The following is a 26,065-nucleotide window of genomic DNA, read 5'->3' as shown; positions in this document are numbered from 1 at the left end:
AGGTGAAGAAGATGGCTGAAACACCTTTTGTAGAAATGAATGCGATTCAAAAGTCCTTCTCCGGTAACCAAGTATTAAAGGATGTAGACTTTTCTGTTTTACCTGGAGAAGTCCATGCGCTAATGGGAGAAAACGGAGCTGGTAAATCCACTCTTATAAAAGTGTTAACAGGAATTCATAAGCGAGATGCTGGTACGGTCAAGCTACAAGGAGAAGAAGTAGCTTTTAACAACCCTAAACAAGCTGAACGTGAAGGAATCGTAGTGATTCACCAAGAGTTAAATATTATTCCTCACTTAACCGTTACGCAGAATATGTTTTTAGGACGAGAGTTAACGTATGGTAAATCTGGAATTCTCAAAATGAAAGAAATGAAGAAGCAAACTCTCCAGAACTTAGAAAGATTAGGTGCTTCGAACATTGATCCAGATGAAGAAGCCGGGAATCTATCGGTAGGAATACAACAAATGATTGAGATTGCTAGGGCGATGTCTACTGATGCAAAAATGATCATTATGGATGAGCCTACGGCAGCTTTAACGGAAAGAGAGATCGAAAATCTGTTTCAAGTTGTTAATTCTCTTCGACAGCAAGGTGTAAGTATTGTATATGTCTCTCACCGTATGGAGGAGATTTTTCGAATCTGTGACCGCATAACTGTGTTAAGAGATGGTGAATATGTCGGAACAGAACATATTAAGGAAACCTCATTTGAAGCCATCGTAAAAATGATGGTTGGACGTGAACTGGGTGAACGTTTCCCGGATAGGACGAGTCAGATTGGTGACGTTGTTCTTCAAGTAGAAGACTTAGCCAGAGAAGGATTGTTTGAGAATGTAAGTTTTGACGTTCATAAAGGAGAGATCCTTGGTGTAGCTGGATTAATGGGAGCAGGAAGAACGGAAATTATGGAAGCTGTCTTCGGTTCACGTAAAAAAAGTGGAGGTAATATTTATTTAAATGGAAGCCCTCTAAAGATTAAACACCCTCAAGATGCTATACAAGAAGGTATCGGGTTTATTACAGAGGACCGAAAAGATGAAGGATTAGTACTCGATTTATCGATTCGTGAAAATATTGCTTTAACAAACATGAAAGCGATTTCTGATAAAGGGTGGATTTCTTCTAAAAAAGAAAAGAAATTAATTGATGACTTAATTGAGAAGCTTCATGTTCGAACAACCGGACGAGAACAAGACGTACGTTCCTTAAGTGGAGGAAACCAACAAAAAGTGGTCGTAGCGAAATGGCTAGGAATTAAGCCTAAAGTGTTAATCTTGGATGAACCTACACGTGGAGTAGATATAGGTGCGAAAAAAGAGATTTATCACATTATGAATGAACTCACGGAACAAGGTGTTGCCATTGTTATGGTGTCTTCTGAACTTCCGGAAGTACTCGGCATTAGCGATCGTATTATGGTTATTCATGAAGGAAAGGTTGCAAAAATCTTAAATCGAAAAGACGCAGATCAAGAAAAAATTATGCAGGCTGCCACAGGAGGGGAGTAAAGATGCAAGCAAGGATTATGAAGAATATTTCACAACTTGGGCCACTCATTGGCTTAGTACTAATTATGATTATACTGGGATTCTTAAGTGATAACTTTTTCACACTAGACAACATCCTAAACCTTCTTAGGCAGATATCGATTAATGCTCTAATTGCATTTGGTATGACCTTCGTTATTTTGACAGGGGGCATTGACCTTTCTGTAGGATCGATTCTCGCCTTTGGTAGTGCGATTACAGCAGGCATGCTAGCAAGTGGGATGGATCCTCTATTAGCAGTCTTACTCGGTTTACTTGCAGGTGCTGTAATGGGAGCATTCAACGGTTTTGTCATTACAAAAGGTAAGGTAGCTCCGTTTATTGCAACTCTTGCAACTATGACCATTTTCCGTGGTGCGACACTCGTTTATACAGATGGTCGCCCAATCACAGGATTATCTGATAGCTTTGTGTTCGAAATGATTGGAAAAGGATATGTATTTGGAGTACCATTTCCAGCTATCTTAATGATTATCGTGTTCTTCATTCTGTTCTTTATTTTACGCAAAACCGTATTTGGACGTCAGGTTTACTCAGTAGGTGGAAATGAAGAAGCTTCTATTCTCTCTGGGATTAAAGCAGACCGAGTCAAAATATGGGTGTATTCACTAACGGGAATGCTTTCCGTTTTAGCAGGAATTATCTTAACAAGTCGACTCAATTCAGCTCAACCGACAGCAGGTACGATGTATGAGCTAGATGCCATTGCGGCTGTTGTTCTAGGTGGTACAAGCCTTGCTGGTGGACGTGGAAGGATTGTCGGGACATTAATTGGTGCCTTAATTATTGGTGTTTTAGATAACGGCTTAAACTTATTGAACGTTTCGTCCTTCTACCAACAAATTGTTAAAGGTGGAGTTATTCTACTAGCTGTCCTGCTTGATCGCAGGTCTAAATAATACCCATGATGTTCACTAGAACATGATGATAGATTAACTAAATTTAAGGAGGTTACTCACATGAGTAAATTTTTAAAAACATTTGGCCTTTTCGCTCTGTTATTGATCTTTGCTACAGCTTGCTCTACGGAAAAACCAGGATCCTCTAGTGGATCTGATGATGGTGGAGAGTCTTCTGGTGATGATAAAACGAAGATTGGTCTATCTGTATCTACTTTAAATAACCCTTTCTTCGTATCATTACGTGATGGTGCTGAGGCAGCAGCTAAAGAAGCTGGTTATGAAATTGTTACAGCTGATGCACAAAATGATCCAGCAAAACAGGTTAACGACATTGAAGACTTACTGCAACAAAACATTGATGTATTGCTTGTAAACCCGGCTGATTCTGCAGCAGTTGTATCAGCTATTGAATCTGCAAATAGTAAAGATGTGCCGGTCATCACAGTTGACCGTAGTGCAGATGGTGGAGAAATTGTTTCCCACATTGCTTCTGATAACATAGCAGGTGGAGAAATGGCAGGGAAATTCATCGCAGAACAATTAAGTGATAAAGGAAAAGTCGTGGAACTAGAAGGGATCCCCGGTGCTTCAGCTACTCGTGAGCGTGGTAAAGGATTCCACAACATCGTTGATAAGAAAGATGGTATTGAAGTTGTAGCGAAACAATCCGCAAACTTCGACCGTTCTAAAGGATTAACGGTTATGGAAAACATCCTACAAAGTACAGACAATATTGATGCCGTATTCGCTCATAATGATGAAATGGCTTTAGGTGCAGTACAAGCTCTAGAAGCGAAAAATATGCTTAAAGACGTCATTGTAGTTGGTTTCGATGCAACAGACGATGCAAGAGCGGCAGTTTCTGAAGGTCGCATGGATGCAACAATCGCCCAACAGCCAAAATTAATCGGTGAAAAAGCGATTAATGCTGCTGGTAAAGTAGTAAAAGGCGAAGACATCAAAGAATCCATTCCAGTTGAACTACAGCTAGTAAAAGAATAAAATAGGAAACATGAGCCTATGAGGGTTAGATCCCTCATAGGCTTTTTTAAGTTAAATGACAGTATAGCGTGGAGTGGTTCTGTTACCAAATAGAGAGAAGTGCGCTGGGACAAGATTGTAATCCCTCGGGTAAGGTGCTACTCCGCCCTCACTCTTTTATATTGAATCCAAGTCTTCTATTAAAGGGATTCTCAGACATTACATCGAAACTAACTAACAAAGATTATTAAAAAGGACGTGAACGTATGCAATCAGATTCATTTATGACCGTGGAAGCAAAAGGAGAAACCTATCAATTACGCCAAGCACGGCCTGAGCATTTACTAGACATTCTAAGCCTTTTACTCGATGCATCGAAATGGCTCGAAACAAAGGGGACGACGCAATGGGATTACTATCGAAAAGATCTCGAAGGAAACGCTGGTGAAGTGGTTGAATCTATGGAGAACGGGAATACCTTCGTAGTTGAAAAAGAAGGTGAAGTTATTGCGTCCCTTACGTTAGAACCAAAAGCTAGTGAATTTGATTTTGACCTTTGGGGAGAAGAGGCAAAAGATGAGGGAGCGATGTACCTCCATCGATTAGTTGTTCTTCGTGAGTATGCAGGAAAAGGAATAGGTGCAGCGTTAATGAAATGGGCAGAGGCCTATGTAAAACGTGAAGGTAAAACCAAGCTCAGATTTGATTGTTTAGCAAGCAATGAAGGGTTGAACAATTACTATCAACAGTTTTACCCGTTAAAAGAAAAAGTGGATGCTTACGGTGGTCATTGTATATATGAGGTGAATGTATAATTCACAAAGACGCTTCTCGTTATGGGGAGCGTTTTTGTGTTGGGAAACATTGTCATAATTTGATGTCGAATGTTTTCATCCGTTAAACCCTCACCTGTGTTTGGGTCTACGCCTTGTAACATGTGGGAAAGAAAATCTCCCTCTCCCTCACATGCTGAATCTCTGCTTTATGCGATAACTTCATCTACTAATTGAAACATGGTCTAAAAAAACCTAAGCGTTTAATTTACACCAAGGATATCACGTACTTTTGACGAATATATTAACTAAGAATAGGAGGAGATGCGCGTGATTCATGTGAAACAATTGGAATATTGTGCCTTAAATGAAGTAATAGAAGCCTGGAATGAAGGATTTAAAGGTTATGTGGCTGACTTACATATGGATATGGATGCATTCTTAAAACGGACCGTACAAGAAAAGCTATCTCCTAGATATTCTCATGTAGCTTTTGATGATGAAAAGCCGATTGGAATATTAGTTAGTGGAATCAAAGAACGAGGTGGTCTAAGGACATCTTGGAATGGTGGAACAGGGGTTCATCCTGACTATCGTGATCAAGGTGTTGGTCATAAGCTGGTTGAAGCTTCCCTAAAACTTTATGAGCAAGAAGACGTTGAACTCGCAACATTAGAAGCAGTGAGTGATAATGATTCAGCTATTCATTTGTATGAAAAACATGGTTATGTGGTGGAAGATCATTTATCCATCTTACAACAAGCTGGACAAATTCATTCGAGTGTTGAAATCAGGTTACTTGAGAAGCAAGTATCTCCTGAACGATTGGTAACGCTTGCCTGGTACCCTGTGAAACTACCATGGCAAAGTCATGAAGATCAGGCAGGGGAGTTGTATATTAGAGGGTTTTATAAAGGGGAGGAGTTAATTGGTTATACGGTTCAAAAAAAGCAAGAAGAGAATGGTGAGCTAACAAGTATTGCCGTATATCAGTTAGAGCTAAATCCTGTTTATCAAGATGATGAATCTTTAATACAAGCTTTTTTAAATCAGGCTTTATATGCAGATAAAAATATTAAGCGTACAAACATTAATTTGCGCCATTCCAATCCTATGCATGACCTGGTTTTATCATTAGGCTTCCAAGAAGTATTTAAACAAGTCTGGATGTTACAAACGTTAAATAATTAGTAAGCGCCCTGACATACCCCTCCCTTACGCTAGCGTGCTGTTTTTAACGGATGGGCAGATGAACCCTGTAGATGATCAATTAATGAAGGATGTCCAAATTCCAAGGACTCCAAAATACTTTCTTCTGAATACCCAGTGAAAATGGACAGGGTTTGGATATCAGGTTTTTGATTAACATGTTCCCACCGAGTTAGTATTTGTTTGGTATGAAAGAAAACTAATAGGTGACGACGGTGGACAGGGTATTGATAATGTTTTTCTGACAACGTCCCATCACTCCTTATCATTATTCTTCTTCAGGTAGGATGTAAGAAAGGGGTCAGGGCACTTATCCATTTACTTCCCATACATACCATAATTAAACCTGCACTGGCATATGACGATGAAGGAGGTTTAAATAAGCCGATTTTGTGTTATAAACAATCGTAGTAACGTAAACACTTTTCACTGAAGGAGTGTGTTTGAATGTCTAAAAATATTTTAATGATCGTAACAAATGCAGGTTGGTTAGATGATGATCATAAAACTGGCTTATGGTTATCGGAATATGCAGAACCATATATGGAATTTACACAGGCTGGTTACGAGGTAACGACAGCTAGTGTTGCTGGTGGTGAGATTCCGATTGACCCAAACAGTATTTCTGGTGAAGAGCCGGATGAATGGGATGGTGTCATGGAGCCACTGAAGAATACAGTGAAGCTTGATGAAATAGACCCTTCAAAATATGATGGTGTTTTCCTGCCTGGTGGACACGGAACAATGGTGGATTTCCCTGACAACGAAGCTATGAAAAAAGTACTTCAACATTTCGCTGATGAAGATAAAGTCATTGGCTCGGTTTGTCATGGACCTGCTGGTTTTGTGGGTGTGAAGGATAGTAATGGGAAGTATATTGTAGACGGTAAACGTATGACTGGCTTTACCAATGAAGAAGAGAAAGATACGCAGCTCGACTCAAAAGTGCCATTCTTACTTGAAACGCGCTTAACAGAACAAGGTGCACATTTTCTTGCTGAACCAAACTATACAGAGCACGTAGAAGCGGATGGAAAATTTGTCACAGGACAGAATCCACAATCCAGCTTAGCAACAGCTCGTAAGTTTGTGCAAAAGGTAGAACAGTAATAGAAAGGCAGAAGGATGCGATCCTTCTGCCTTTTAACTTAGTAATAAGATTTTGCTCCTAGATACCTTGGTTCCCAATACACATTGCTCATTGAACTAATCGTTACTCCCTTGGAAGAACTGGCGTGAACAAATTTACCATCCCCAAGGTATATACCTGCATGTGACGCACCTGGTTTATACGTTTCAAAGAAGACAAGGTCTCCTCGTTCTGGCTTAGAGACAAAGGTTCCCTCCTGATAAATCGTAGCAACGGTTCTTGGGATCTCTACATCATGCTTACCAAACACATATTTTAAGAATCCGCTACAGTCGAATCCTTGAGAAGGATAGTCTCCTCCCCATACATAAGGTGTTCCCATGTATTGCTTGGCTGTTTCAATCATATTGGTAGCAAGATAGTTTTGTTGGTTTTTCAAGTGCAACGTTTGCCCAGGATAAAGCTGAGTTGATGAGAGGTTATTCCAATTCATAATATTTTGAATGGAAACACCAAACTTTTGTGAGATGATCCACAATGTGTCTCCGTACTGCACATCATAGGTGGAGGCTGTACTAGCTTGTTCTGGGATAGAAAGGGCTTGTCCAGCATGTAAAACATTAGATGATAGTTGATTTTCTCGTTTAATGGCTTGGATGCTCGTGTTAAACCTCTGACTAACTTTCCAAAGTGAATCTCCAGATTGCACGGTGTACATGTCATTTGGGATCGTTAAGGATTGCCCGATATGTAGAGTGGGAGATGACAGGTTATTGGTCTCAATTAGCTCATGTGTAGAAACATCGTGTTTTTGAGCAAGTTTCCATAGCGTATCTCCAGATTGAACGGTAATAGATTGTGCGCTGACACTTGTGGCAAATGCCGTGCAACTTAGGATAGATGTTGCAAAAGCGAGCTTCTTTAAAAATGTTTTTTTCATGGTGTGTTTAGCCTCCTGCTGAAACGTCTTAATTGTTTGAAAAATATGTAGTATATGCTTATCGTAACAAAAAAGAAAAGACTCTAAACTAGTAATTGGTGGGCTTTTAACCATATTTATGTAAATAAAAAGCATGCAGTTATTCAACTGCATGCGAGAGGGATTATCCCTTTAGTTTAACTCCGATAAATTTCATTTCTGTCATATCTTCAATGGCATATTTAACGCCTTCTTTTCCCATTCCGCTTTGCTTGACCCCGCCATATGGATGGTTATCTTGGCGATAGGTAGAGATCTCATTAATCCAAACGCCACCCATCTCAAGCAGATCCGCAACACGGAAAGCTCGATCCATGTCTTTGGTGAAAACACCGGCTTGTAAGCCATAAATTGAGTCATTGGATCGTCGAACGACTTCTTCTTCAGAATCAAAAGGCATTACCGACACAATAGGAGCAAATACTTCCTGAGCAATAATTTTCATATCGTTTTTTACGTCCGACATAATGGTAGGTTCTAAAATCGTTCCATTTCGTTTTCCGCCGGTATGCACTTTAGCTCCTTTTTCAACTGCATCATCGATCCATTGCTTCGCTCGTTTTGCTTCATCTTCATTAATCATTGGCCCAAAATCTGTATCCTCATCTTCTGGATTTCCAATGGTTAACGTTTTCGTTAGTTCTACGTATTTTTCGAGGAATGTGTCGTAAATATCTCGATGTACATAAATTCGTTGAGCGGAAATACAAACCTGACCTGAGAAGGCAAATGCCCCTTTTACGAGACCTTCCACTGCTTCTTCTAGATTTGCATCATTAAATATGATATTCGGTGAATTAGAGCCAAGTTCAAGCGTAACCTTTTTTAAACCTGCTGATTCTCGAATGTTTTTACCAACAGGAACACTTCCTGTGAATGTGATTTTTTGGACCTTATCATGTTGGACAAGTGGTTCACCAACTTCTTTTCCAGTTCCAAGAACAAGATTTAATGCTCCATCGGGCAGTCCTGCTTGTTGAAAAAGACGTACAAGCTTATAAGCAGAAAGAGGTGTTTTCTCTGCAGGTTTGTACACGACCGTATTTCCTGCTGCAATGGCTGGTGCGATTTTATGCAAGGAGAGGTTCAATGGAAAATTGAAAGGGGTGATCGCCCCTACTACACCCAGTGGCTTTCGCTTCACCAATCCCATGCGGTTTTGTCCACCGACTGCTGCGTCCATGGGGATTACTTCACCATAGATGTTTTTAGCTAATTCAGATGCAAAACGAATAACTTGCACCGCACGCTGCACTTCACCTTTACTGTATTTAATAGGCTTTCCAGCTTCTTGGACAATGGTTTGTGCGAATTCCTCTTCACGTTCTTCAAGTAAATCTGCTGCTCTTCTTAAAATATCCGCACGATCGTGAGCAGGCATGTGGTTCATTTTGTTATGAAACGTTTCGAAGCAACTCTCAACAGCTTCATTTAAATCATCTTTTGTAGCTAACATAAGCGTAACGACTTTCTCTTGATTATATGGATTAAAAACATCCATTGTTTGTCGGTTATCTTCCTTTCGTTCCTGACCATTGATAATGGATCCAATTTGCATCTTGTTGCCTCCTATTCGCATTGCATATTCTTTAGCTTTTTTGTCAATTTCATGTTCTCGTCATAGTCAACAGGACAATCAATAAGAACTGGTTTGTTTAAGGAGATCGCTTTCTTTAACGTATCTTGTAAGGTATCTCCTGAGTTAATTTGCATCGCTTCAAATCCGTAAGCTTCCGCAAGCTTAATAAAATCTGGATTTGTAAAATCAATATGAGAAGCGCGGTCAAATTTTTTCATTTGATGCCATTCAATCAATCCGTATCCTTCATCACGCCAGAGAAGAACTACGATTGGGAGGTTCAATCGCTTTGCTGTTTCGAGTTCTGCACTCGTCATTTGAAAAGCTCCGTCTCCACATAAGGCTACTACTGTTTTATCGGGATGAACTAATTTAGCTCCAATAGCCCCTGGTACAGCCACACCCATAGATGCAAGGCCGTTTGATATAAGACATGTATTCGGTTCATAACTATGGAACAAACGAGACGTCCACATTTTGTGAGCCCCTACATCGGATATGACAATGTCCTCTTTATTTAAAACAGCACGTAAATCAGAAATAATTTTTTGCGGTTTCATTGGAAAGGAGGTATCACTCTCAAATTCTTTGAGTTCACCCAGAGCCTTCTCTCGAATGGTAGCTACCCAAGAAAGGTCACGCTGCTTAGGAGATAAGCGCTCACTTAGTTTGTCGAGGTTGGAGCTGATATCCCCAATAAGGCTTGTTTCTACAGGGTAATACTCATCAGTCTCTGCAGGCTGACTATCAATATGGAGAATAGGCGTATCTCCATTTGGATTCCAACTCTTAGGCGCTACTTCTGCCATATCAAAACCTACAGGGATGATTAAGTCAGCCTCAGCGAACGCACATGATGGGTAGTCATTGTCTACTCCTGCAGTTAGCAAGCTAAGTTCATGATCCCAAGACAGTGCTCCTTTCCCCATGAAGGAATGAACGACTGGAATTTGATGCTTTTCTACGAATTGGCGTAAGTTCTTAGATGCGTTGTCTCTTGTAATTCCATTCCCCGCCAGAATAATAGGGGAACTTGCATGGGATATGAGTTCAGCTGCATCTTGAATCATGTCATCAGACGCAACGGATATAGGTTCTCTTCTTATTTCTAATGGGCTTGCTTCGACTTTCATGTCTGCAATATCTTCAGGTAAATCAATATGTGTAGCCCCAGGCTTTTCTTGGCTTGCAACTTGAAACGCTTTGCGTATTACTTCTGGTACAATTTCTGCTTTTTTGATCTGTGCATTCCATTTTGTTACAGGTTCGTACACAGATACTAAGTCATAATACTGGTGTGAAATCTTGTGCTGACGATTCAAGCCAGCTTGACCTGTAATTGCGACAACGGGAGATTGGTCCATATTCGCATTTGCTACACCCGTCAGTAAGTTCGTAGCACCAGGGCCCAGTGTTGCAAGACAAACACCAGGCTTTCCGGTAAGTCTTCCGTAATGGGAAGCCATAAACGCCGCACCTGTCTCATGTCTGGTCACAACAAATTGAATAGAAGAATCCTTTAATGCATCCATCAAATCAATATTTTCTTCACCGGGAACACCAAAAATATATTCAACACCTTCATGCTCAAGGCATTTCACAAATAACTCCGCAACTTTCATATATGTAACCCCTTTGCTCATATTTTTCATTATTGTTCTACAAAGTGGGAATTTTACACATGTGAAATCTGTTTACTTTCATTGGGTTTTAAGAGGGAGGACGTTGACATGATTTTGTTTAGAAAATACAAAGAATTTTATTAAGTTAAATGGCAATAATATTGAATAAGCATCTTTGTGAGAGGGTGGTTCCGTTACGGTAAAAAGAGGAAGGGGTCAGTGAAACGGTTCGCGTCCTGTGGACTCACGTTCGAGCCTCCTCGTTCGTTTCACTCTCTGCGGGGTCTCGCCCGATCGTAATACCACTGGAGTCTCACCGTTTCCTTCCCCCTATAGAAGTGGAGGTTAACGGACCAGCTCGAATAAGTGGATTTCTCACTCGTCATAAAAGTAGTAAATTGATCTTATAAACACCTTGAACATGCTTAATATCTTAGTCACTATCTATGTAATTATGGTTTAGCACAATGCATCAATTAGCTCCTCTTTTCAGTCAAGGGTTCCGTTCATCACCATTCGGCTAAGGTGGGCTGGGAAACGGGCTGACTCCTCCGGAAAAACGGGCGAGCGAGACCCCGCAAGAAGCGTAGCGGATGAGGAGGCTCGATCGTTCGTCCGGGGAAAGCAGCCCGTTTCCCAGCCCACCGCACTCCATAAAAGCAACGGAACCATACGCACTATATCTCGAATCCAAGTCTTCAAGATAAGGGGGCTTTAAGGATGGAGTAAAAAAAGAGAAGATACTAAACCAGCATTTCTGGCTAAAAAGTATCTTCTCTTAAAAATTAAAAAATAATATGAGCAATTGCCGTAATAATCGGTAGTGTAATAATCGTACGTTCCACAAATATGATGAAAAGGTCTTTCATTCCAATTGGAATCTTAGAACCTAATAAAAGTCCACCAACCTCTGACATATAAATCAACTGCGTAACGGATAATGCAGCAATGATAAAGCGTGTCATTTCACTCTCAATAGAAGATCCAATGATGGCTGGTAAGAACATATCTGCAAAGCCTACTAAAATGGTTTCGGAAGCAGCGTTTGCTTCAGGGATTTGCATAAGTTCAAGCAATGGAATGAATGGATACCCAAGCCATGTGAAAAGTGGTGTATATTCAGCGATCACAAGTGTAATCGTACCAAGCGCCATGACAATAGGCGCAACCCCCATCCACATGTCTAAAATGTTTTGGAATCCTTGTTTAAAGAAGTCCTTAACACTTGACTGTTCTTTTCCACGCTCAACAGCTTTGTAATACCCCCAGCTAAATAAATTATATCCTTCAGGAGTACCCGGCTCAGCGCTAGCCTTTTCACCACTTAAAAAGGTATCTTCCTTTTTCGATAATGGTGGGATACGCGGCATAATAATTGCAGCAATTAATCCAGCAAGTAATACCGTAGCGTAGAAGATAGGGAACATGTCTCCAAGTCCAACTTCAGCAACTACTACAAGTGTAAATGTTATGGAAACAATGGAGAAGGTTGTCCCGATAACAGCAGCTTCACGTTTCGTATAATGCCCTTCTTCATACTGTTTACTTGTTAATAAAACTCCAATTGTCCCATCACCTAACCAAGAAGCAATGGAATCAATCGAAGAGCGCCCAGGTGTGGTAAATAGGGGGCGCATAATCTTCGTTAACATGATTCCAAACAGTTCAAGTAGTCCAAAATTCAATAGTAAGGGAAGGAATAACCCTGCAAATAAAAAGACAGTAAATAAAATATGCAATAACGATGTTAGCAATAAACCGCCTGTATTCGCTGAATAAACCATCTCAGATCCAAATTTGAATAATGTCATGATGGCAAAGATCGCTCCGAGAATACGGATGATGACCCAGACCCAAGAAACATCAAAGAGGTTTCTGAAGAATGGAAAACGTCGTAAAGATTCACCACCTAGAAGCTTGACTATGATCGTACCAATAGCTGTAATGGATATAATGATTGTCATAATGGCAGAAAGCTGATCACTAAGTCGTTCTTGTAATACACCTGCAAAATAAGCTACTGGAATGGTGACATCCCCGCCTAAATTCATTGGAATCATAAATAACAAAATACCAATGAGTGATGGCACGATGAATTTTAAATGATCAGATAGTTGAAACGGAAATTTTTGTTGGTTTTTCATCTTCATTATCCTCCTTTACGTTTAGGTCATGTTCCTTTGCATGTTGATCTGAAGTCATCATAAGTATGCAACGGATTTTATTTTAATACATGACTCGACAAAAATCTACTGGAAATTTAATAAAAATTAATAGAGCTGTATATTTATTAAGATGTATATTAAATGATATAAAATAGGTTACCTTTTCAATATCTTAATAAACATCTTATTCAACCTTGACAATAACTCATCTCGAGAGAAAGCTCTCTCTTGGCGTATGCTCGTATATAACTCACGAATTTGATCCTTTTCTTTTTCTTCAATACGTTCAAAATCCACAACCCAAGATTGGTTCAAGTCATTAGGTTCAAACTTTAAAAGCCCTTTTCCATATTCCCGCCTAGATTCTTTCATCAGTTCCTTTGCAACATCGGTTAAAAAGTAAGCCATAATCACATCAATTTCATGCATGAAATATTCATGGATATACAAACCATGAAAGGACGTCAAATGCATTATGCCAGCTTCATTCCGAATGAATTGGAGACTAGACCGATTAAATACACGAAAAAGAATGGGTGCAGGTTCCCTTAGTTCGGGCTTGTACCAGGGGTTACGGTGTTTCGTTAAGTATCTTTGATGAAAATGATGTTCTTCTCCGTATTGAATGTAGCGTTGAACAACATGATGTTGCTCATGCTCTTGTTTTACTTGTAATACATACACAGGATGGTCATCATGTTTTAACGATTCCCAATTCTCCCAAGTAAAGAAGGGCTCGCTTGCTTGATAGGCTTTGATAAGACAAGGGACAGTGACTTCTCTATCTAACCCCCATTCAATTCGTTCACTTTCACTTAAACAAAAGAAATCATTTGCTCCTGTGGCTATCCCTCGTTTAGCTTTTCCAAACTCATGAAAGGGTCGAAGGTTTTTATAGGTTTCCAATAATGAATCTTGATAATAATGCCTCCATTTAATACTTGGATTTAGCTCATGGTAAGCAAAAGACTTTCCATAGGGTTTAGAGTAATCCACCCTTTGAAGAAACTCTTTAAAATTCTTCATTTGTGAATCGGACTGTACATTTATAAATTCTACAATATCTTTTGTCTCTTCCCGACTGCATAAAAGGATAGCAGAGGTAGTAGTCGCCTCTTCAAACCAGCTCAATTGATAATCTGTAATGACTACGTAATCCAACAGTTTATGCTCGAGTAAATATGCTTTTATATGCTGCCCATAATCTGCATTTAAAAAATCTGAGGGTACTATAAAAGCAGCTCTTCCGTTTACATTAAGTTGTTCAAGGCATTTTAAAATGAATAGATTATAAATATTCGTATTGCCGGGTAAGCGAACACCTAGTTTCTCCTCAAAAGTCTTAAGTAGCTCCTCTTTATGATTATGGTTACTTAACTTAAAGTAAGGCGGATTAGCTAAGATTCCATCAAAAAGCTTCTCCCAGTCTGATTGAAGGAAGTCTTGATGGTACATATCGAGACCCACTGATTCCAGTGGATGTATGAAGGATTCATCGATATCGTATATTTCCCAATTAGAAATAGTGCCTGGTATTCGCTGATTTAATGCTCTAGGAAATATCCCCGTTCCAACAGCCGGATCTAAAATGGTTGCTGGCTCTGTGGGAACGAGCCATTCAACCATAACTTCAGCTATATGTGGGGGAGTGAAGTACTGTCCCTTCTTTCTTCGATAGGATAGAGGTGTTTGATTGATGTAGGATTGCTCAAGTGTGGTATCCATTTTGTCTGTCTCCTTGCGAGGTTTAAGTTATCATTCATTGTACAAGAAGAAGAAGGTTGAAGCGAATCCCAAGAGGTGAAAAGGGAAAACTAAGACTATCGAGAATCATAAATAAAGAGTGAATCGGGTAATAGGGAATGAAGAATTCATATTAAAAAGAGGGATATACATGCGTGAATTTGCCACACCAAAAGTTGTTGTCAGTAAGTGCCTTGAATTTGATCAAGTTCGATACAATGGTGAAGTAATACCGGATAAAGTCGTACAACGATTAGAGCCTCATGTTACGTTCATGCCTATCTGTCCTGAAGTAGAGATAGGGTTAGGAGTTCCGAGAGATATTATTCGAATCGTCCGTGAAGAAGATGAGGAGCGTTTAGTACAACCAGCGACAGGAAAAGACCTTACAGAACACATGCGTACGTTTGCAAATGGATTTTTAGATTCCTTAGGAGATGTAGATGGCTTTTTATTAAAAAATCGTTCCCCTACTTGCGGTATCCAAGACGTAAAAGTGTATGATAAGCCTGAGAAATCCCCGGTAGTAGGAAAAACGAAAGGGTTGTTTGCACAAGAAGTATTGGATCGACATCCGGGTTTAGCAGTTGAAGAAGAAGGAAGATTGAAAAACTTTCGTATTCGCGAACACTTTTTTACAAAGCTCTTTACATTAGCGCATTTCCGCGAGTTGAAAAAAGAACCTTCAATGAAGAAACTGGTTCTTTTTCAATCCATAAACAAGTATCTTTTTATGACATACAATCAAAAAACATTAAAGGATATGGGTAGACTTACAGCAAATCAGGAAAAACTACCAGTGGAAGAAATGTTTGAAGAATATGAAAAGCATTTGACTTGGATGTTTCGAAGAGCTCCTAATCGCAGGTCCAACGTAAATGTGTGTCAGCATATCATGGGTTACTTTAAAAATGAACTGACAAAAGGGGAAAAAGATTTCTTCTTAGAGGAATTAGATAAATACTACAATGAAAAAATTCCTTTAAGTACGGTTTTAGGAATATTGAAATCATGGGTGATTCGGTTTGACCATGATTACCTTAAACAACAAACCTATTTTGAACCTTATCCAGAAGATCTAGTTGAGATTAGCGATTCTGGAAAAGGTAGAGCTTATGCATAAACATATGTGCTGAACCTATGAGGTGTTGCCGCGACATAGCGCGGCACACCAATGGATATGAATTTACCCTACATAATATTTCAAGATTCGATCTACTGAACTACCATAAGCTTCACCGAAAAGGTTTAAATGAACAAGTAAGTAGTACAACTGATAAATTGCTTTAATATCTTCATAATGTTCTGGAAGTGGAAACCTTTCCTGATAAGCTTGATAAAATGCATCGGAGTATCCACCAAACAATTCTGTAAATGCGATTTCGAAGGCATGATCTCCATATAACACTGAAGGGTCAATTAAGTAAGGAGATCCATTTTTGCCAGCCATCCAGTTGCCACCCCATAAGTCTCCATGAAGGAGTGAAGGCTTCGCTCCATAATCAATCCACTCTGGTAAACGCTCCATTAATTTTTTTAATAGGTGTTTACGGTCAAGTGGTAACCTGCCGCGCTCAGCAGCAATATTAAACTGAGAGACGAGTCTACATTCATGATAATAATCCACCCATTTATCATAGAACTTATTCGGCTGAGGAAGCAGACCGATAAAAGTATCTTCATCAAAACCGTGGCTTTCACCAAAATGTTGGTGCATATAGGCAAGTTGTTCACCTAGTTTTTCTTCAGTTCTGGAGTCTTTATTTCCTTTTATCCATTCCAAGGCTATGACACCTTCGTCTTCAACTGGGTCATCGTAATAATATACTTCAGGTACATTCACCGCACCTGTTTCTTTCATTAATTTTAACCCTTTCGCTTCTACTCGAAAGAAATGTTCCGAAACATTGGAGTTACCTTTTATAAAATATTCATGTTCATTCGTTTGGATGTAGTAGGCTTGATTAATATCCCCGCCAGAGATTTGTGTCATTTCTTGAATAGCTGATTTGTCCCCGATCACTTCAAGTGCATGAGATATACGCTTTTTCATAATTGATCACCTCACTTATCATACGTTTACCTTTTCTGTATAACCTAAACCTATCATGATTTAACAAAATGATACAAAATTATCAGAAAACGATGAAAAGAGTGTCATATTGAGCTATAATAAAAGTTGGTATATATACTACCAAAAATTACATTTGTTTCCTTGTTATACATAAACGTGAAAGGGTTTACAACGAGAAAGAAAAACAGGGGGGACACCATTCTAAGGGGGAAGAGTTTTATGAACGTGAACAAAGTAAGTAAGGTTTTAGCGACAGCGGCATTATCTGCTTCTTTATTTGTAAGCGCAGGTTCTGTGAATGCTGAACCACTTAAACCGTATCACCATTCGGAATGGATGGCAGAAAAGAACATTTTAAGAGGGGATTTACAAGGTAACTTCCACCTTGATCGCCACATTACGATGGCAGAGGCCGTGATTTTCATAGCTCGTACAAAAGGAGCAGAAATTCCAGAACTAGAAAATCCAAAGCATTGGTCTACACCTTATTTGCAATGGGCTCATGAAGCAGGAGCTATTACAGAGAAAGAAAGTATGTACCCATTCAAACAGCTTAAAGCAGAAGAAGCAGCTTCACTTGCTGGAGAGCTCGGGTTTGAAGTGTCATTTGAACAAACAGGTAAAATTACTCGAGGCATGTTCCTTCAAGGTCTAGGGGAAGCGGCAACTAAACATATTACAATCGGCCATACAAATGACGTTCATGGGAATATTGAAGAAGATGGCTACAACAAAAAGTTTGGTTACGCAAAAATGGCAACGCTTATTGATCAATGGCGTGCTGAAAATGAAAACTTCCTTTTAATTGATGCTGGAGATACGTTCCAAGGAACCATTTTTGTTAACCAGTTCCAAGGAGAATCCGTTCTTCCAATCTTAAATCACTTAGACTACGATGTAATGGCAGCTGGGAACCATGAATTTGACTTTGGTTACGAGCAGCTTTTAAAACTTCGTGATCAATTAAATTATCCAATGATCTCAGCGAACGTATTTAAGCCAGATGGCTCGAACTTATTAGTACCTGTTCATTACGAAGAAGTAGCGGGTGAAAAGTATGCATTTATTGGCTTTGTTGCTGAAGAAACACCCGTTTTAACACACCCTGATAACGTAGAAGGCTTAACATTTAAGAGCCCTGTGTCAGTTGCGCAAGAGATGATTCCTAAATTAAAAGAAGAAGTAGATCACGTTGTTGTAGTTTCTCATGTTGGATTGTCCGTAGACCGTGAGATTGCTGAAAAAGTAGATGGAATCGATCTAATTGTTGGTGGTCACTCCCACACACCATTAGATGCTCCTGAACGTGTTAATGACACATATATCGTTCAAGATTGGGAGTATGGAAAGTCTCTTGGTCGTGCAGATCTATATTACTACAATAATGAACTTGTAGGATTCACAGGTGGTCTTAAGGAATACGATGCTTCTGTTAAAGCGGATGAAGAAGTAAAAGCAATGGTTGAAAAGATTACAGAGCAAGTAGATGAGAAAATGCAAGAAGTTATCACCACAACAGATGAGCTTCTTGTAGGTGAACGTTCAGCGATCAGATCACAAGAAACAAACCTTGGTAACTTAATCGCAGACGTAATGCTTGAAAAAACACAATCGATTGAAGGTCATCAAGCGGACATCGCTTTAACGAACAGTGGTGGCATTCGCGCAGAAATCAAGCCAGGTGAAGTAACAAAGCTCGACCTTTATAACGTACTTCCATTCGGAAATACACTAACTACAATGGATGTAACAGGTTCTGAAATTAAAGCAGCACTAGAAAATGGCGTATCAAAAATTTCAGAAGTAGCAGGACGATTCCCTCAAATTGCAGGCATGTCCTTCACATATGATATTACAAAACCAGCTGGTGAACGTGTAGGCGAAGTTATGATTGGTGGAGAGCCACTTGATGAGTCTAAAACGTATAAGCTTGCAACAAACAGCTTCCTAGCAGCTGGTGGAGATGGATACGCAATGTTCAAGGATAACGAATCCTTTAACACTGGATACACAACGTATGACATCGTAGAAAAATATTTAAAAGAACTAGAATCCATTAACACAGAAGTAGAAGAACGTATTGTAGAAACATCTCAACAGTAAAACACCAATCAACCCCTGTCCATTGCGGTCAGGGGTTTTTAATTCAGCAATCTGGCAGTAATCTGGAATAACTGTTTTAGTGAGAGAGGCGGTTCCGTTGCTATTGTGGAGTGCGGTGGGCTTGGGAACGGGTTGCTTTCCCCGGACGAACGATCGAGCCTCCTCATACGCTACGCTTCTTGCGGGGTCTCGCTCGCCCGTTATTCCGGAGGAGTCAACCCGTTCCCAAGCCCACCTTAGCCGAATGGTGATTAACGGAACCGCAGCGATTATGTGAGGAAATACTTGCGGACAATTGTTCCGTTATTTGACCTTAAAATGACTTTCTTACGGACATTTATTCCGTTATTTGCATCAAATCACATTGAAAAAGCCCAATTTGTCATAAATAAGGTACCATATGTCCGTAACGACTCTCGAAATGCCTTAAAAGTTCAAAATAACGGAACCGATGTCCGTAACGTTTAGATCTCAAGTAACTAGGGTCCGTTAACCTCCATAAATGTAAAGGGGTGAGGGAAACGGCAAACTCCCGCGGTAGAAAGGGCAGATGAGACCCCACAGAGAACGGAGTGAACGAGGAGGCTCAGCTGGTCTTCCGCAGGAGTATTGCCGTTTCACTGAACCCCTACCTCTCATAAAAGCAACGGACTGCTCTTAACTTATCTCGACTCCAAGTCTTCAGATAAGGGGGCAATTGTTGAAGATTTAGCTTTTTGGATTTATGTAAAATTCCACCTACTGACAAAAACTTCTCGTTTCAAACCTTTGAATCTAGGGGAAAGCGCATTATAGGCTATTATTTCATATAATAAAAGGCAGGGTAAAAAATGAATAAGAAATTACGGAATTTTATAATTAAAATTGTTGTACTTATATCTATAGCCGGATTATTCCTTCTATTAAATAAGCTATTCTTCAATTTAAAGCCTGAAGATATACAGAAGTGGGTGGAAAGTTTCGGGGGTTGGGCCCCAGTTATTTTAATGGGAATCTTTGCAATAAGACCATTTACATTAATCCCATTGTCCATAATCGCACTATCTTCTGGTTTGATTTTCGGACCATATATGGGAACACTTTATAACATTATCGGAACAGTTATCGGAGCAGGTACATCCTTTGCGGCTATTCGTATCTTCACTGATGAAGCTCACATCGAAGATAGAAATTTAGATACACTCAAAGCATTTAAAAATGATCTTGAGGAAAATGGCTTCAAGTCCGTGTTAATGCTTCGTCTTATTCCAGCACTTAATTTTGATTTATTAACATTCTTTTGTGCGAAAATGAAAGTGATTTGGTGGAAGTTCTTATTAGCTACGCTAGTTGGAACAATTCCTGGATCGTTTATGTTTGGTTACTTTGGTTCCAGTTTATTAAAATTGAAGCCAATGAATCTGATCATCTTAGCAGGTATTATTGTGGTATTAGCTTTATTAGCCTACCTTACAAAGCGTCAGCTAGGAAGCAAATATGATTTAGATGAATTGAAGGACGAAATGAAAGAGTTAAAGAATTAAAATAGATCCTAAAAAACCACTTTCCAGAACAATGGAAAGTGGTTTTTATTAATGTTTCACTTGTCTTCTACGTTGATTCCATAACGTAATTTCTAATGCCATAATGCATATTAATAGCCAAGAAAGTCCGAATGAAATGCCTGCCATCACATCCGTTATAAAATGAACGCCTAGGAATAAGCGACTTATACCAATGCATAAAGCGAATAAAGCAATAAAGATATTGAGGCTCCACTTTAATCGTTTACCAAGGTGACTCACGGTAACTAAATAGATGATAAATCCATAAAATACAATAGAGCCAGTTGTGTGACCACTAGGAAAGCTGAATCCTGTACCATCATATTTTTCTAGCACGCTAGGGCGTTTTCTTGCATATGAAAGTTTTAATATTTTGGTCAGTGCACTAATCCCGCCCATGTTTATTGCGAAAAAAACAGTGACCCATCTGCTAAATGAAGAAAAGAAAAATAGATAGATTGCTAAAATGATTGATGCAATCGTTAAGAACATAACAGACCCTGCTTCTGTTATCAAACCCATGGCATTCACTATCCATGGAGTGCTAATTGAATTAATAAACTCCGTGGTTGCAGCATCTATTGCAAATTTTTCATCTTCTAAAACAGTTTCACCTAATTCAAAGAAGAAGTTAAAGGATAGACCTACAACAATAAAACCTATTACGATTAAAGCAATGGATGTCTTAGAAATATCTGATAAGCGTGTTCCTCTAAAAATCAAAGTGACACCTCCGTAACTCTAACATTGTTGGTATCCATTCCCCTAAAAATGAGCAATGAAACTGTTGGATGGTTTCCAGTAATATGAATTTTATGTTTTGTAAAACAGAGGACGTCAAAAAAGAGTGTGAGTATAGGTTTCACACCCTCTTGCAATTAAGTATAATTTCCCCAAACCTTTTTACGTTCCGCGATATTCTTTAGGTGTTTTTCCTGTGTGTTTTTTAAATAAAGATGTGTAATAGCTTTGATTACAAAATTGAAATAGTGTAGCGATGTCTGAAATTGGAATAGGAGTTTGTAGTAGAAAGTATTTCGATTCCTCAATTCTTTTTTGATTAATAAATTGAACAACAGAAATGCCTACTTCTTTTTTAAATAGATGGGATAGATAACTAGGACTGACATAACAATGCTCAGCGATCATATCTAAGGTAAGATCATGGAGTAAGTAGTCGTGGATAAATGAAATGGATTGATTAATGACTTTGCTATAAGGTGATGTGATTTCTTGCCTTAGAAATTCAATATAATATTGCAGCATCATTCGTTCAAAGTGTTCTAGTTCTTCTTCGTTTTCAGCCTTTTCAATTTTACGAATGTATGAATCTCTTAGCGGATAAGCTTTTTTAGGTTTAACCCCACCATCAATAATGGCTTTCGTAAATAACGTACACGTAGAAATAATATGATTCTGTTTCGACCGTAACGGATCATCTGCTAGTTGAGTATGAGAGTGTTGTCTTATAGAATAGGACAACTGTTCAGCTAACACTTGATTGCCTTGCTTGATAGCCTCTAGCAATTGTTTTTCTATAAGATATGAAGGTTGCATATATTCTTCTTCTTGGGCTATTTGAAACGGTATCTCATGATCAACGGTCTTTTGTTTTAACAAGTTACTCATTTTGTCACCTACAAACACATATTTTTTCCTTTTTAGGAGGTTATTAGAATCATTGTAAGCGGTTACTTATAACCTAAACATATCATAAATGAAGGATGTATGAAATAGGAATATTGGAAAGAAAGAAGGAGAATCGTCTATGGTAGGTTCATATTCATCGCTTTCTCATAAGCATAAATCGTTGGTCCTTCTTTAAAGCCAAGCTCTTTATAAAGCTTCTCGGCCTTTGGGTTTCCTGTTCGAACAGATATGGTTACAAGCGAGAGTCCAAATTCATGAAAGGCTTTATGGCAAGCGTATTGAATAAGAACGCTACCAATTCCCTGACTTCTTTCTCCTTTCTCTACATTAACAAAACAAACCTCCCCTTCATCTGTACCAATGATTTCTTCAAAATACACATAACCTTTCACATGACCATCTTCTACATAGCACCACAAATGATTCTCGGAATCGTTTATAAGTTGTAAAAGTTCTTCAGGTGTATAGTAGGCCGCTTGAGGGTGAAGTCGTCGAATATCTTCATTAAACCTTTCTTGATAGGGATCGATTTGATATGCGTTTAATTCTTGATCAGTAGCCTGGTCCTTATGTAATAGAAGGCTTTTTTCACTGTTGTAGCAATAAAAACCGTGGTGCTCACTGAACTTCGTAAGGGCGTCATTTTGTTTGAAGAATGCCACTTTAACAATATCAAAATAATGAGAAGCAATTGGGGAAGCTTTCTCCCAAAGTTCACTCATGGATTCAAGTGCATGTGCGTTTGTTGTAAATGGGCCAAGTAATCGGCATATTTTTTGATTAAAGAAAGGTAAAAGTCCGATGAAACCAACGATCTCCCTTTCATTTCTTCCCACCCAAAGAAGTGTTGATTCAAATGACAAAAGTGGGGAGAGTTGTGCTTTTATAGCCTCTACACCAGAGTCTAGCCATGCAACAAAATGGCTATCTTTTTCATTTAAGTTAGCTAACCATAGACTAACTTCTTCTAATTCTTCGTATTTTAATGGTTGAATGTTCATTGTTACGCTCCTCATATGTTGGTGCTTCATACTGTAACAAAGCGCTTATGAAAAGAAAAGTTAGGATTATGGCTCAGTTAAATTTTTTCAAGGGTTGCCCACAGTAAAAACGGGTACTATGAACATATAATGGCAAACTAAATAAAAGAGGAGGGAATCTCAAACGTTGAAATATCGTGCATTTTATCGAATTACTGTTATCGTATTTATGTTTATCAAATTTATGTGGCAAATATTCTGGTTTCGACGCACCCATCGTTTTTGGGATGAGAGTGCTAGAGAAAAGTGGGAATCCCTGCTCGTAAACCAAGCAAAAGAATATCGTAGAAAATCACTAGAGCTCGAAGGATTACTGATTAAGTTTGGTCAATTCTTAAGTACAAGGGCAGACCTGCTTCCACCAGTATTTTTAAATGAGTTGGAGGGATTAGTTGACCGGGTTGAACCGGTACCTCCTCATATATCCAAAGAAATCATTCAACAAGAATGGAAAGGAAACATAGAGGATTACATACAAGACATCGAGGACCAACCTGTAGCTTCTGCTTCAATTGGGGAAGTTTATAAAGCATATCTTCTTGATGGAACTCCGGTTGCCATAAAAGTGCAAAGGCACCGAGTTGAAGAAATTTTTCGTACCGATTTTAAAGCGTTACGTATTGTATTTTGGATACTTGCGAGAGTAACATCATTTGGGAAAAAAGCAGACCTTGGTGCATTGTATCGCGAGTTAGTTATGGTCATTAGCAAGGAGTTAGATTTTCAGAAAGAATTAAAGCATTCACTCAGCTTTAAGGAACGATATCAGGACTGGGAAGGAGTGTATGTTCCTGAGTACTATGAACATCTTTCTACAAGACGAGTGCTCGTCATGGAGTGGATTGAGGGAGCAAAGGTAACAGATTCCTCATTTATTCGTGAAAACGGCCTTGACCGTGAGCAAATTGCCAAACGTGTTTTTGACTTATTCACGGATCAGCTTGTTTCTGCTGGGATGTTTCATGCAGACCCGCACTCAGGTAACTTGATGGTTCGATCCGATGGCACGCTTGTCATGATTGATTTTGGAATGGTTGGAGAGATTAAGCAAGAAGACGCTAGTAACATTCGAATGATGATCCAAGGATTTATTTTGGACGATTATGATGCAGTCATACGCGCTTTAGAAAAGATGGACTTTTTATTACCGCATGCTAATCAGCAAAAGGTAAAACGATTGCTAAAAGAAACAGCTGATATGTATTTAGCAGGTAACTTTGAAAAGTTTGATCAGGATGTCATTAATCAAATTTTAAGTGACGTTCAGGAGTTTGTTCAGGATCAACCAATCCAATTACCAGCTGATTATGCCTTTTTAGGAAGAGCTTCATCCATTGTGATTGGCGTTTTAACCTCCGTTTACCCTGAAATTGATCTTATGAAGTGGGGTAAGCCTGTTATTCAACAGTGGGTTTCGGGGAATGATTCTAATGAATCCATTTACTTGAATGTATTAAAAGAATCAGCCAAACCACTGCTTTCACTTCCGAGATCAGTAAATCAGTTTCTAACTGATGGTGCACGGGAAAGAGCATGGAAAGAGCGATATTATCAAAGAAAGCTGTTCCATCAATTTTACTTATTTTATGGTCTTTTAAGTTTTATCGTCTTCACTTTAAGTGCTGGTGTAGCAGGGTTTGGCTATGTTGAGGATCTAGAAATACTGCTATACATTGGCATTAGCGTAAGTGGTGCCAGTTTATTAAGTTTATTACTGATTTTCATTCGTCACTTTAGGAATATTTATCTCATTACGAATAATAGGAGGAATAACAATGAGTGATTTATTAAAAAAAGGATTTTTCATTGGTCTTGGCGCAGCAATGAGCAGTAAGGAAAAGTTCGATAAAGTCGTTGATGAGATGATCGCAAAAGGTCAGGTTTCCCCTGGGGAAGCAAAAGATATGATGAATGAGTTCAAGGAAAAGGGAGAAAAGAAAAACCAGGAATGGAGCGCTCAATCTGAGCAGTACTTTAAAGATATGATTAAAGATTTAGGATTTGTTACGAAAGAAGAGTACGAGAAGTTAGAGAGTCGTATTGAGAAGCTTGAAGCAAAGCATGAAGAATAATATCAAATTAAAAGAGTACCGTGTTAAAGCACGGTACTCTTTTTTATTGAAGCATTTCAATTGCTTGTTTCAGGTTCGGTTTTGTTAGGACTTCTTTGCTTTGAATGATATTAAGTCCCATTTGCGTGGCGCGCATGCTAAATTCTGGGCGGATTCCTGTGAGAATTGGTGTGATGCCGAGAATGATGATAGACTCGAGTAATTTCTGTAAATGGTTCATAAATAAATCATCGACGTTATAAACCCCTAACAGGTCAATCACAATCCAATCAATATTTAATTGATTGACCTCGTTTAGAGTTTCCTCAATTAGAACGTTCGCACGTTTCTCATCAATTTCTCCGATAATAGGTAGAATCGCGACATTGTCCTTAACGGGTACAATAGGCGTGGATAGTTTCAAGTATTTTTCCTCGTAATCATCCATACGACGTTTCTCATCTTTAGAAAATGCTAAACTAAATCCATGAATAATATGATTAAATAGATAGTCTACCTGCATTACGACTTGGATCATTCCTGAGGACGACTGATCATACTCTTTGAACTTCTCCTCGATAAACGTCCATATAACCTCTTTATAAATACTTATCTTTTGAAGATAAGTTGGCAAATGGAGGTTCTTTTTTATAGCTTCTTCACCAATATATTCTCCCCAATTTTTCGTGATTGTAGGTGTATTTTCTCTATGAACTAAGTTATTGGCAATCGTTTGAACCAATTCATTTATGATTTGAATACGAGTGTTTTTATCTTCGTCCGCTAAACCTCGATAATCTTCTGGGTAACGTTCTTCTAATAGGCTTATGATATCATGTGCAATTTCACTAGAATGGGTAAGCATTTTTTCTTGAAAGAATAAAAAATGGTTTTTACTCTCCATGACTTTTGTGACACCACCATTTAGTTTTTCAGTCTCATTTTTCAATTTTATATTATATAAATTTTTAATTATAAAGTAAAACTCAAAATTATAATTTTGAGAAATT

At 38.8% G+C, this 26,065-nt stretch carries 23 protein-coding genes; 12 read left to right on the top strand and 11 right to left on the bottom strand.

Going from position 1 to position 26,065, the window contains the following annotated elements:
- Nucleotides 1–11: 11 nt before the first annotated feature.
- The 5 genes from GS400_RS18645 (at nucleotide 12) to GS400_RS18625 (ending at nucleotide 5,397) form a co-directional block, all read left to right on the top strand.
- On the top strand, nucleotides 12–1,511 hold the full coding sequence (locus GS400_RS18645; RefSeq protein ID WP_160104231.1) for a sugar ABC transporter ATP-binding protein: 1,500 nt from the start codon (nucleotides 12–14) through the stop codon (nucleotides 1,509–1,511).
- Nucleotides 1,512–1,513: 2 nt separating this feature from the next.
- Entirely contained in the window at nucleotides 1,514–2,449 is a 936-nt protein-coding gene (rbsC, locus tag GS400_RS18640) for an ABC transporter permease subunit (RefSeq protein ID WP_160104230.1), read from the top strand.
- Between the two features lie 60 nt (nucleotides 2,450–2,509).
- Entirely contained in the window at nucleotides 2,510–3,454 is a 945-nt protein-coding gene (gene rbsB, locus GS400_RS18635; protein ID WP_160104229.1) for a ribose ABC transporter substrate-binding protein RbsB, read from the top strand.
- 245 nt (nucleotides 3,455–3,699) lie between these two features.
- Complete coding sequence (locus GS400_RS18630) at nucleotides 3,700–4,248, top strand: GNAT family N-acetyltransferase (RefSeq protein WP_160104228.1); 549 nt, start codon at nucleotides 3,700–3,702, stop codon at nucleotides 4,246–4,248.
- A gap of 288 nt (nucleotides 4,249–4,536) precedes the next feature.
- The gene (locus GS400_RS18625) at nucleotides 4,537–5,397 is read left to right on the top strand and encodes a GNAT family N-acetyltransferase (protein ID WP_160104227.1); all 861 of its coding nucleotides are present in this window, start codon (nucleotides 4,537–4,539) and stop codon (nucleotides 5,395–5,397) included.
- A gap of 29 nt (nucleotides 5,398–5,426) precedes the next feature.
- Here the strand turns inward: GS400_RS18625 and GS400_RS18620 are convergent, their stop codons facing one another.
- Nucleotides 5,427–5,663, bottom strand: coding sequence for a hypothetical protein (locus GS400_RS18620; RefSeq protein WP_160104226.1), 237 nt, complete (start codon nucleotides 5,661–5,663; stop codon nucleotides 5,427–5,429).
- 199 nt (nucleotides 5,664–5,862) lie between these two features.
- Here GS400_RS18620 and GS400_RS18615 point away from each other — a divergent pair, with 199 nt between their 5' ends.
- Nucleotides 5,863–6,525 (top strand): type 1 glutamine amidotransferase domain-containing protein, encoded by a 663-nt coding sequence (locus GS400_RS18615; RefSeq protein WP_160104225.1) that lies wholly within the window; start codon nucleotides 5,863–5,865, stop codon nucleotides 6,523–6,525.
- Nucleotides 6,526–6,563: 38 nt separating this feature from the next.
- Here the strand turns inward: GS400_RS18615 and GS400_RS18610 are convergent, their stop codons facing one another.
- The 5 genes from GS400_RS18610 to GS400_RS18590 all read right to left on the bottom strand — a co-directional run bounded on the left by GS400_RS18610 (nucleotide 6,564) and on the right by GS400_RS18590 (nucleotide 14,575).
- Entirely contained in the window at nucleotides 6,564–7,445 is an 882-nt protein-coding gene (locus GS400_RS18610; protein WP_160104224.1) for a C40 family peptidase, read from the bottom strand.
- A gap of 163 nt (nucleotides 7,446–7,608) precedes the next feature.
- On the bottom strand, nucleotides 7,609–9,042 hold the full coding sequence (locus GS400_RS18605) for an aldehyde dehydrogenase family protein (protein ID WP_160104223.1): 1,434 nt from the start codon (nucleotides 9,040–9,042) through the stop codon (nucleotides 7,609–7,611).
- Nucleotides 9,043–9,053: 11 nt separating this feature from the next.
- Nucleotides 9,054–10,685 carry an acetolactate synthase large subunit gene (locus tag GS400_RS18600; RefSeq protein WP_160104222.1) on the bottom strand — a complete coding sequence of 544 codons (1,632 nt, stop codon included), beginning with the start codon at nucleotides 10,683–10,685 and terminating at the stop codon, nucleotides 9,054–9,056.
- A 785-nt stretch (nucleotides 10,686–11,470) separates the two neighbouring features.
- On the bottom strand, nucleotides 11,471–12,835 hold the full coding sequence (locus GS400_RS18595; RefSeq protein WP_160104221.1) for a YjiH family protein: 1,365 nt from the start codon (nucleotides 12,833–12,835) through the stop codon (nucleotides 11,471–11,473).
- A 171-nt stretch (nucleotides 12,836–13,006) separates the two neighbouring features.
- Nucleotides 13,007–14,575, bottom strand: a complete 1,569-nt coding sequence (locus tag GS400_RS18590) for an HsdM family class I SAM-dependent methyltransferase (RefSeq protein WP_160104220.1) — start codon at nucleotides 14,573–14,575, stop codon at nucleotides 13,007–13,009.
- 169 nt (nucleotides 14,576–14,744) lie between these two features.
- Here GS400_RS18590 and GS400_RS18585 point away from each other — a divergent pair, with 169 nt between their 5' ends.
- Nucleotides 14,745–15,716 (top strand): YbgA family protein, encoded by a 972-nt coding sequence (locus GS400_RS18585; protein WP_160104219.1) that lies wholly within the window; start codon nucleotides 14,745–14,747, stop codon nucleotides 15,714–15,716.
- A 63-nt stretch (nucleotides 15,717–15,779) separates the two neighbouring features.
- On the opposite strand, the gene GS400_RS18580 is transcribed toward GS400_RS18585, so the two are convergent.
- Nucleotides 15,780–16,646 (bottom strand): fructosamine kinase family protein, encoded by an 867-nt coding sequence (locus tag GS400_RS18580; protein ID WP_160104218.1) that lies wholly within the window; start codon nucleotides 16,644–16,646, stop codon nucleotides 15,780–15,782.
- A 240-nt stretch (nucleotides 16,647–16,886) separates the two neighbouring features.
- On the opposite strand from GS400_RS18580, the gene GS400_RS18575 reads away from it, so the two are divergent.
- From GS400_RS18575 to GS400_RS18565, 3 genes are all read left to right on the top strand, one after another.
- Nucleotides 16,887–18,770 (top strand): bifunctional metallophosphatase/5'-nucleotidase, encoded by a 1,884-nt coding sequence (locus GS400_RS18575; RefSeq protein WP_160104217.1) that lies wholly within the window; start codon nucleotides 16,887–16,889, stop codon nucleotides 18,768–18,770.
- 318 nt (nucleotides 18,771–19,088) lie between these two features.
- Nucleotides 19,089–19,238 carry a hypothetical protein gene (locus GS400_RS18570; protein WP_160100743.1) on the top strand — a complete coding sequence of 50 codons (150 nt, stop codon included), beginning with the start codon at nucleotides 19,089–19,091 and terminating at the stop codon, nucleotides 19,236–19,238.
- A gap of 362 nt (nucleotides 19,239–19,600) precedes the next feature.
- Nucleotides 19,601–20,293, top strand: coding sequence for a TVP38/TMEM64 family protein (locus GS400_RS18565; protein WP_160104216.1), 693 nt, complete (start codon nucleotides 19,601–19,603; stop codon nucleotides 20,291–20,293).
- Nucleotides 20,294–20,341: 48 nt separating this feature from the next.
- Here the strand turns inward: GS400_RS18565 and GS400_RS18560 are convergent, their stop codons facing one another.
- The 3 genes from GS400_RS18560 to GS400_RS18550 all read right to left on the bottom strand — a co-directional run bounded on the left by GS400_RS18560 (nucleotide 20,342) and on the right by GS400_RS18550 (nucleotide 22,965).
- Nucleotides 20,342–21,037: a phosphatase PAP2 family protein gene (locus tag GS400_RS18560; RefSeq protein ID WP_160104215.1), complete on the bottom strand. Its 696-nt coding sequence runs from the start codon at nucleotides 21,035–21,037 to the stop codon at nucleotides 20,342–20,344.
- Nucleotides 21,038–21,217: 180 nt separating this feature from the next.
- Nucleotides 21,218–21,943, bottom strand: coding sequence for an AraC family transcriptional regulator (locus GS400_RS18555; protein ID WP_160104214.1), 726 nt, complete (start codon nucleotides 21,941–21,943; stop codon nucleotides 21,218–21,220).
- 137 nt (nucleotides 21,944–22,080) lie between these two features.
- Complete coding sequence (locus GS400_RS18550; RefSeq protein ID WP_160104212.1) at nucleotides 22,081–22,965, bottom strand: GNAT family N-acetyltransferase; 885 nt, start codon at nucleotides 22,963–22,965, stop codon at nucleotides 22,081–22,083.
- Between the two features lie 166 nt (nucleotides 22,966–23,131).
- Between GS400_RS18550 and GS400_RS18545 the strand changes: the two genes are divergently transcribed.
- Both GS400_RS18545 and GS400_RS18540 read left to right on the top strand, forming a co-directional pair.
- On the top strand, nucleotides 23,132–24,787 hold the full coding sequence (locus GS400_RS18545; RefSeq protein WP_236561048.1) for an ABC1 kinase family protein: 1,656 nt from the start codon (nucleotides 23,132–23,134) through the stop codon (nucleotides 24,785–24,787).
- A complete protein-coding gene (locus GS400_RS18540; RefSeq protein ID WP_160104211.1) occupies nucleotides 24,780–25,076 on the top strand; it encodes a phasin family protein in 297 nt (98 codons plus the stop codon). The genes GS400_RS18545 and GS400_RS18540 overlap by 8 nt, the downstream gene beginning before the upstream one ends.
- Nucleotides 25,077–25,119: 43 nt before the next feature.
- Here the strand turns inward: GS400_RS18540 and GS400_RS18535 are convergent, their stop codons facing one another.
- A complete protein-coding gene (locus tag GS400_RS18535; protein WP_160104210.1) occupies nucleotides 25,120–26,004 on the bottom strand; it encodes an STAS domain-containing protein in 885 nt (294 codons plus the stop codon).
- Nucleotides 26,005–26,065 lie beyond the last annotated feature (61 nt).

Source organism: Pontibacillus sp. HMF3514, assembly GCF_009858175.1.
Taxonomy (GTDB): Bacteria; Bacillota; Bacilli; order Bacillales; family BH030062; genus Pontibacillus.
This window is presented reverse-complemented; position numbering and strand designations above follow the sequence as displayed.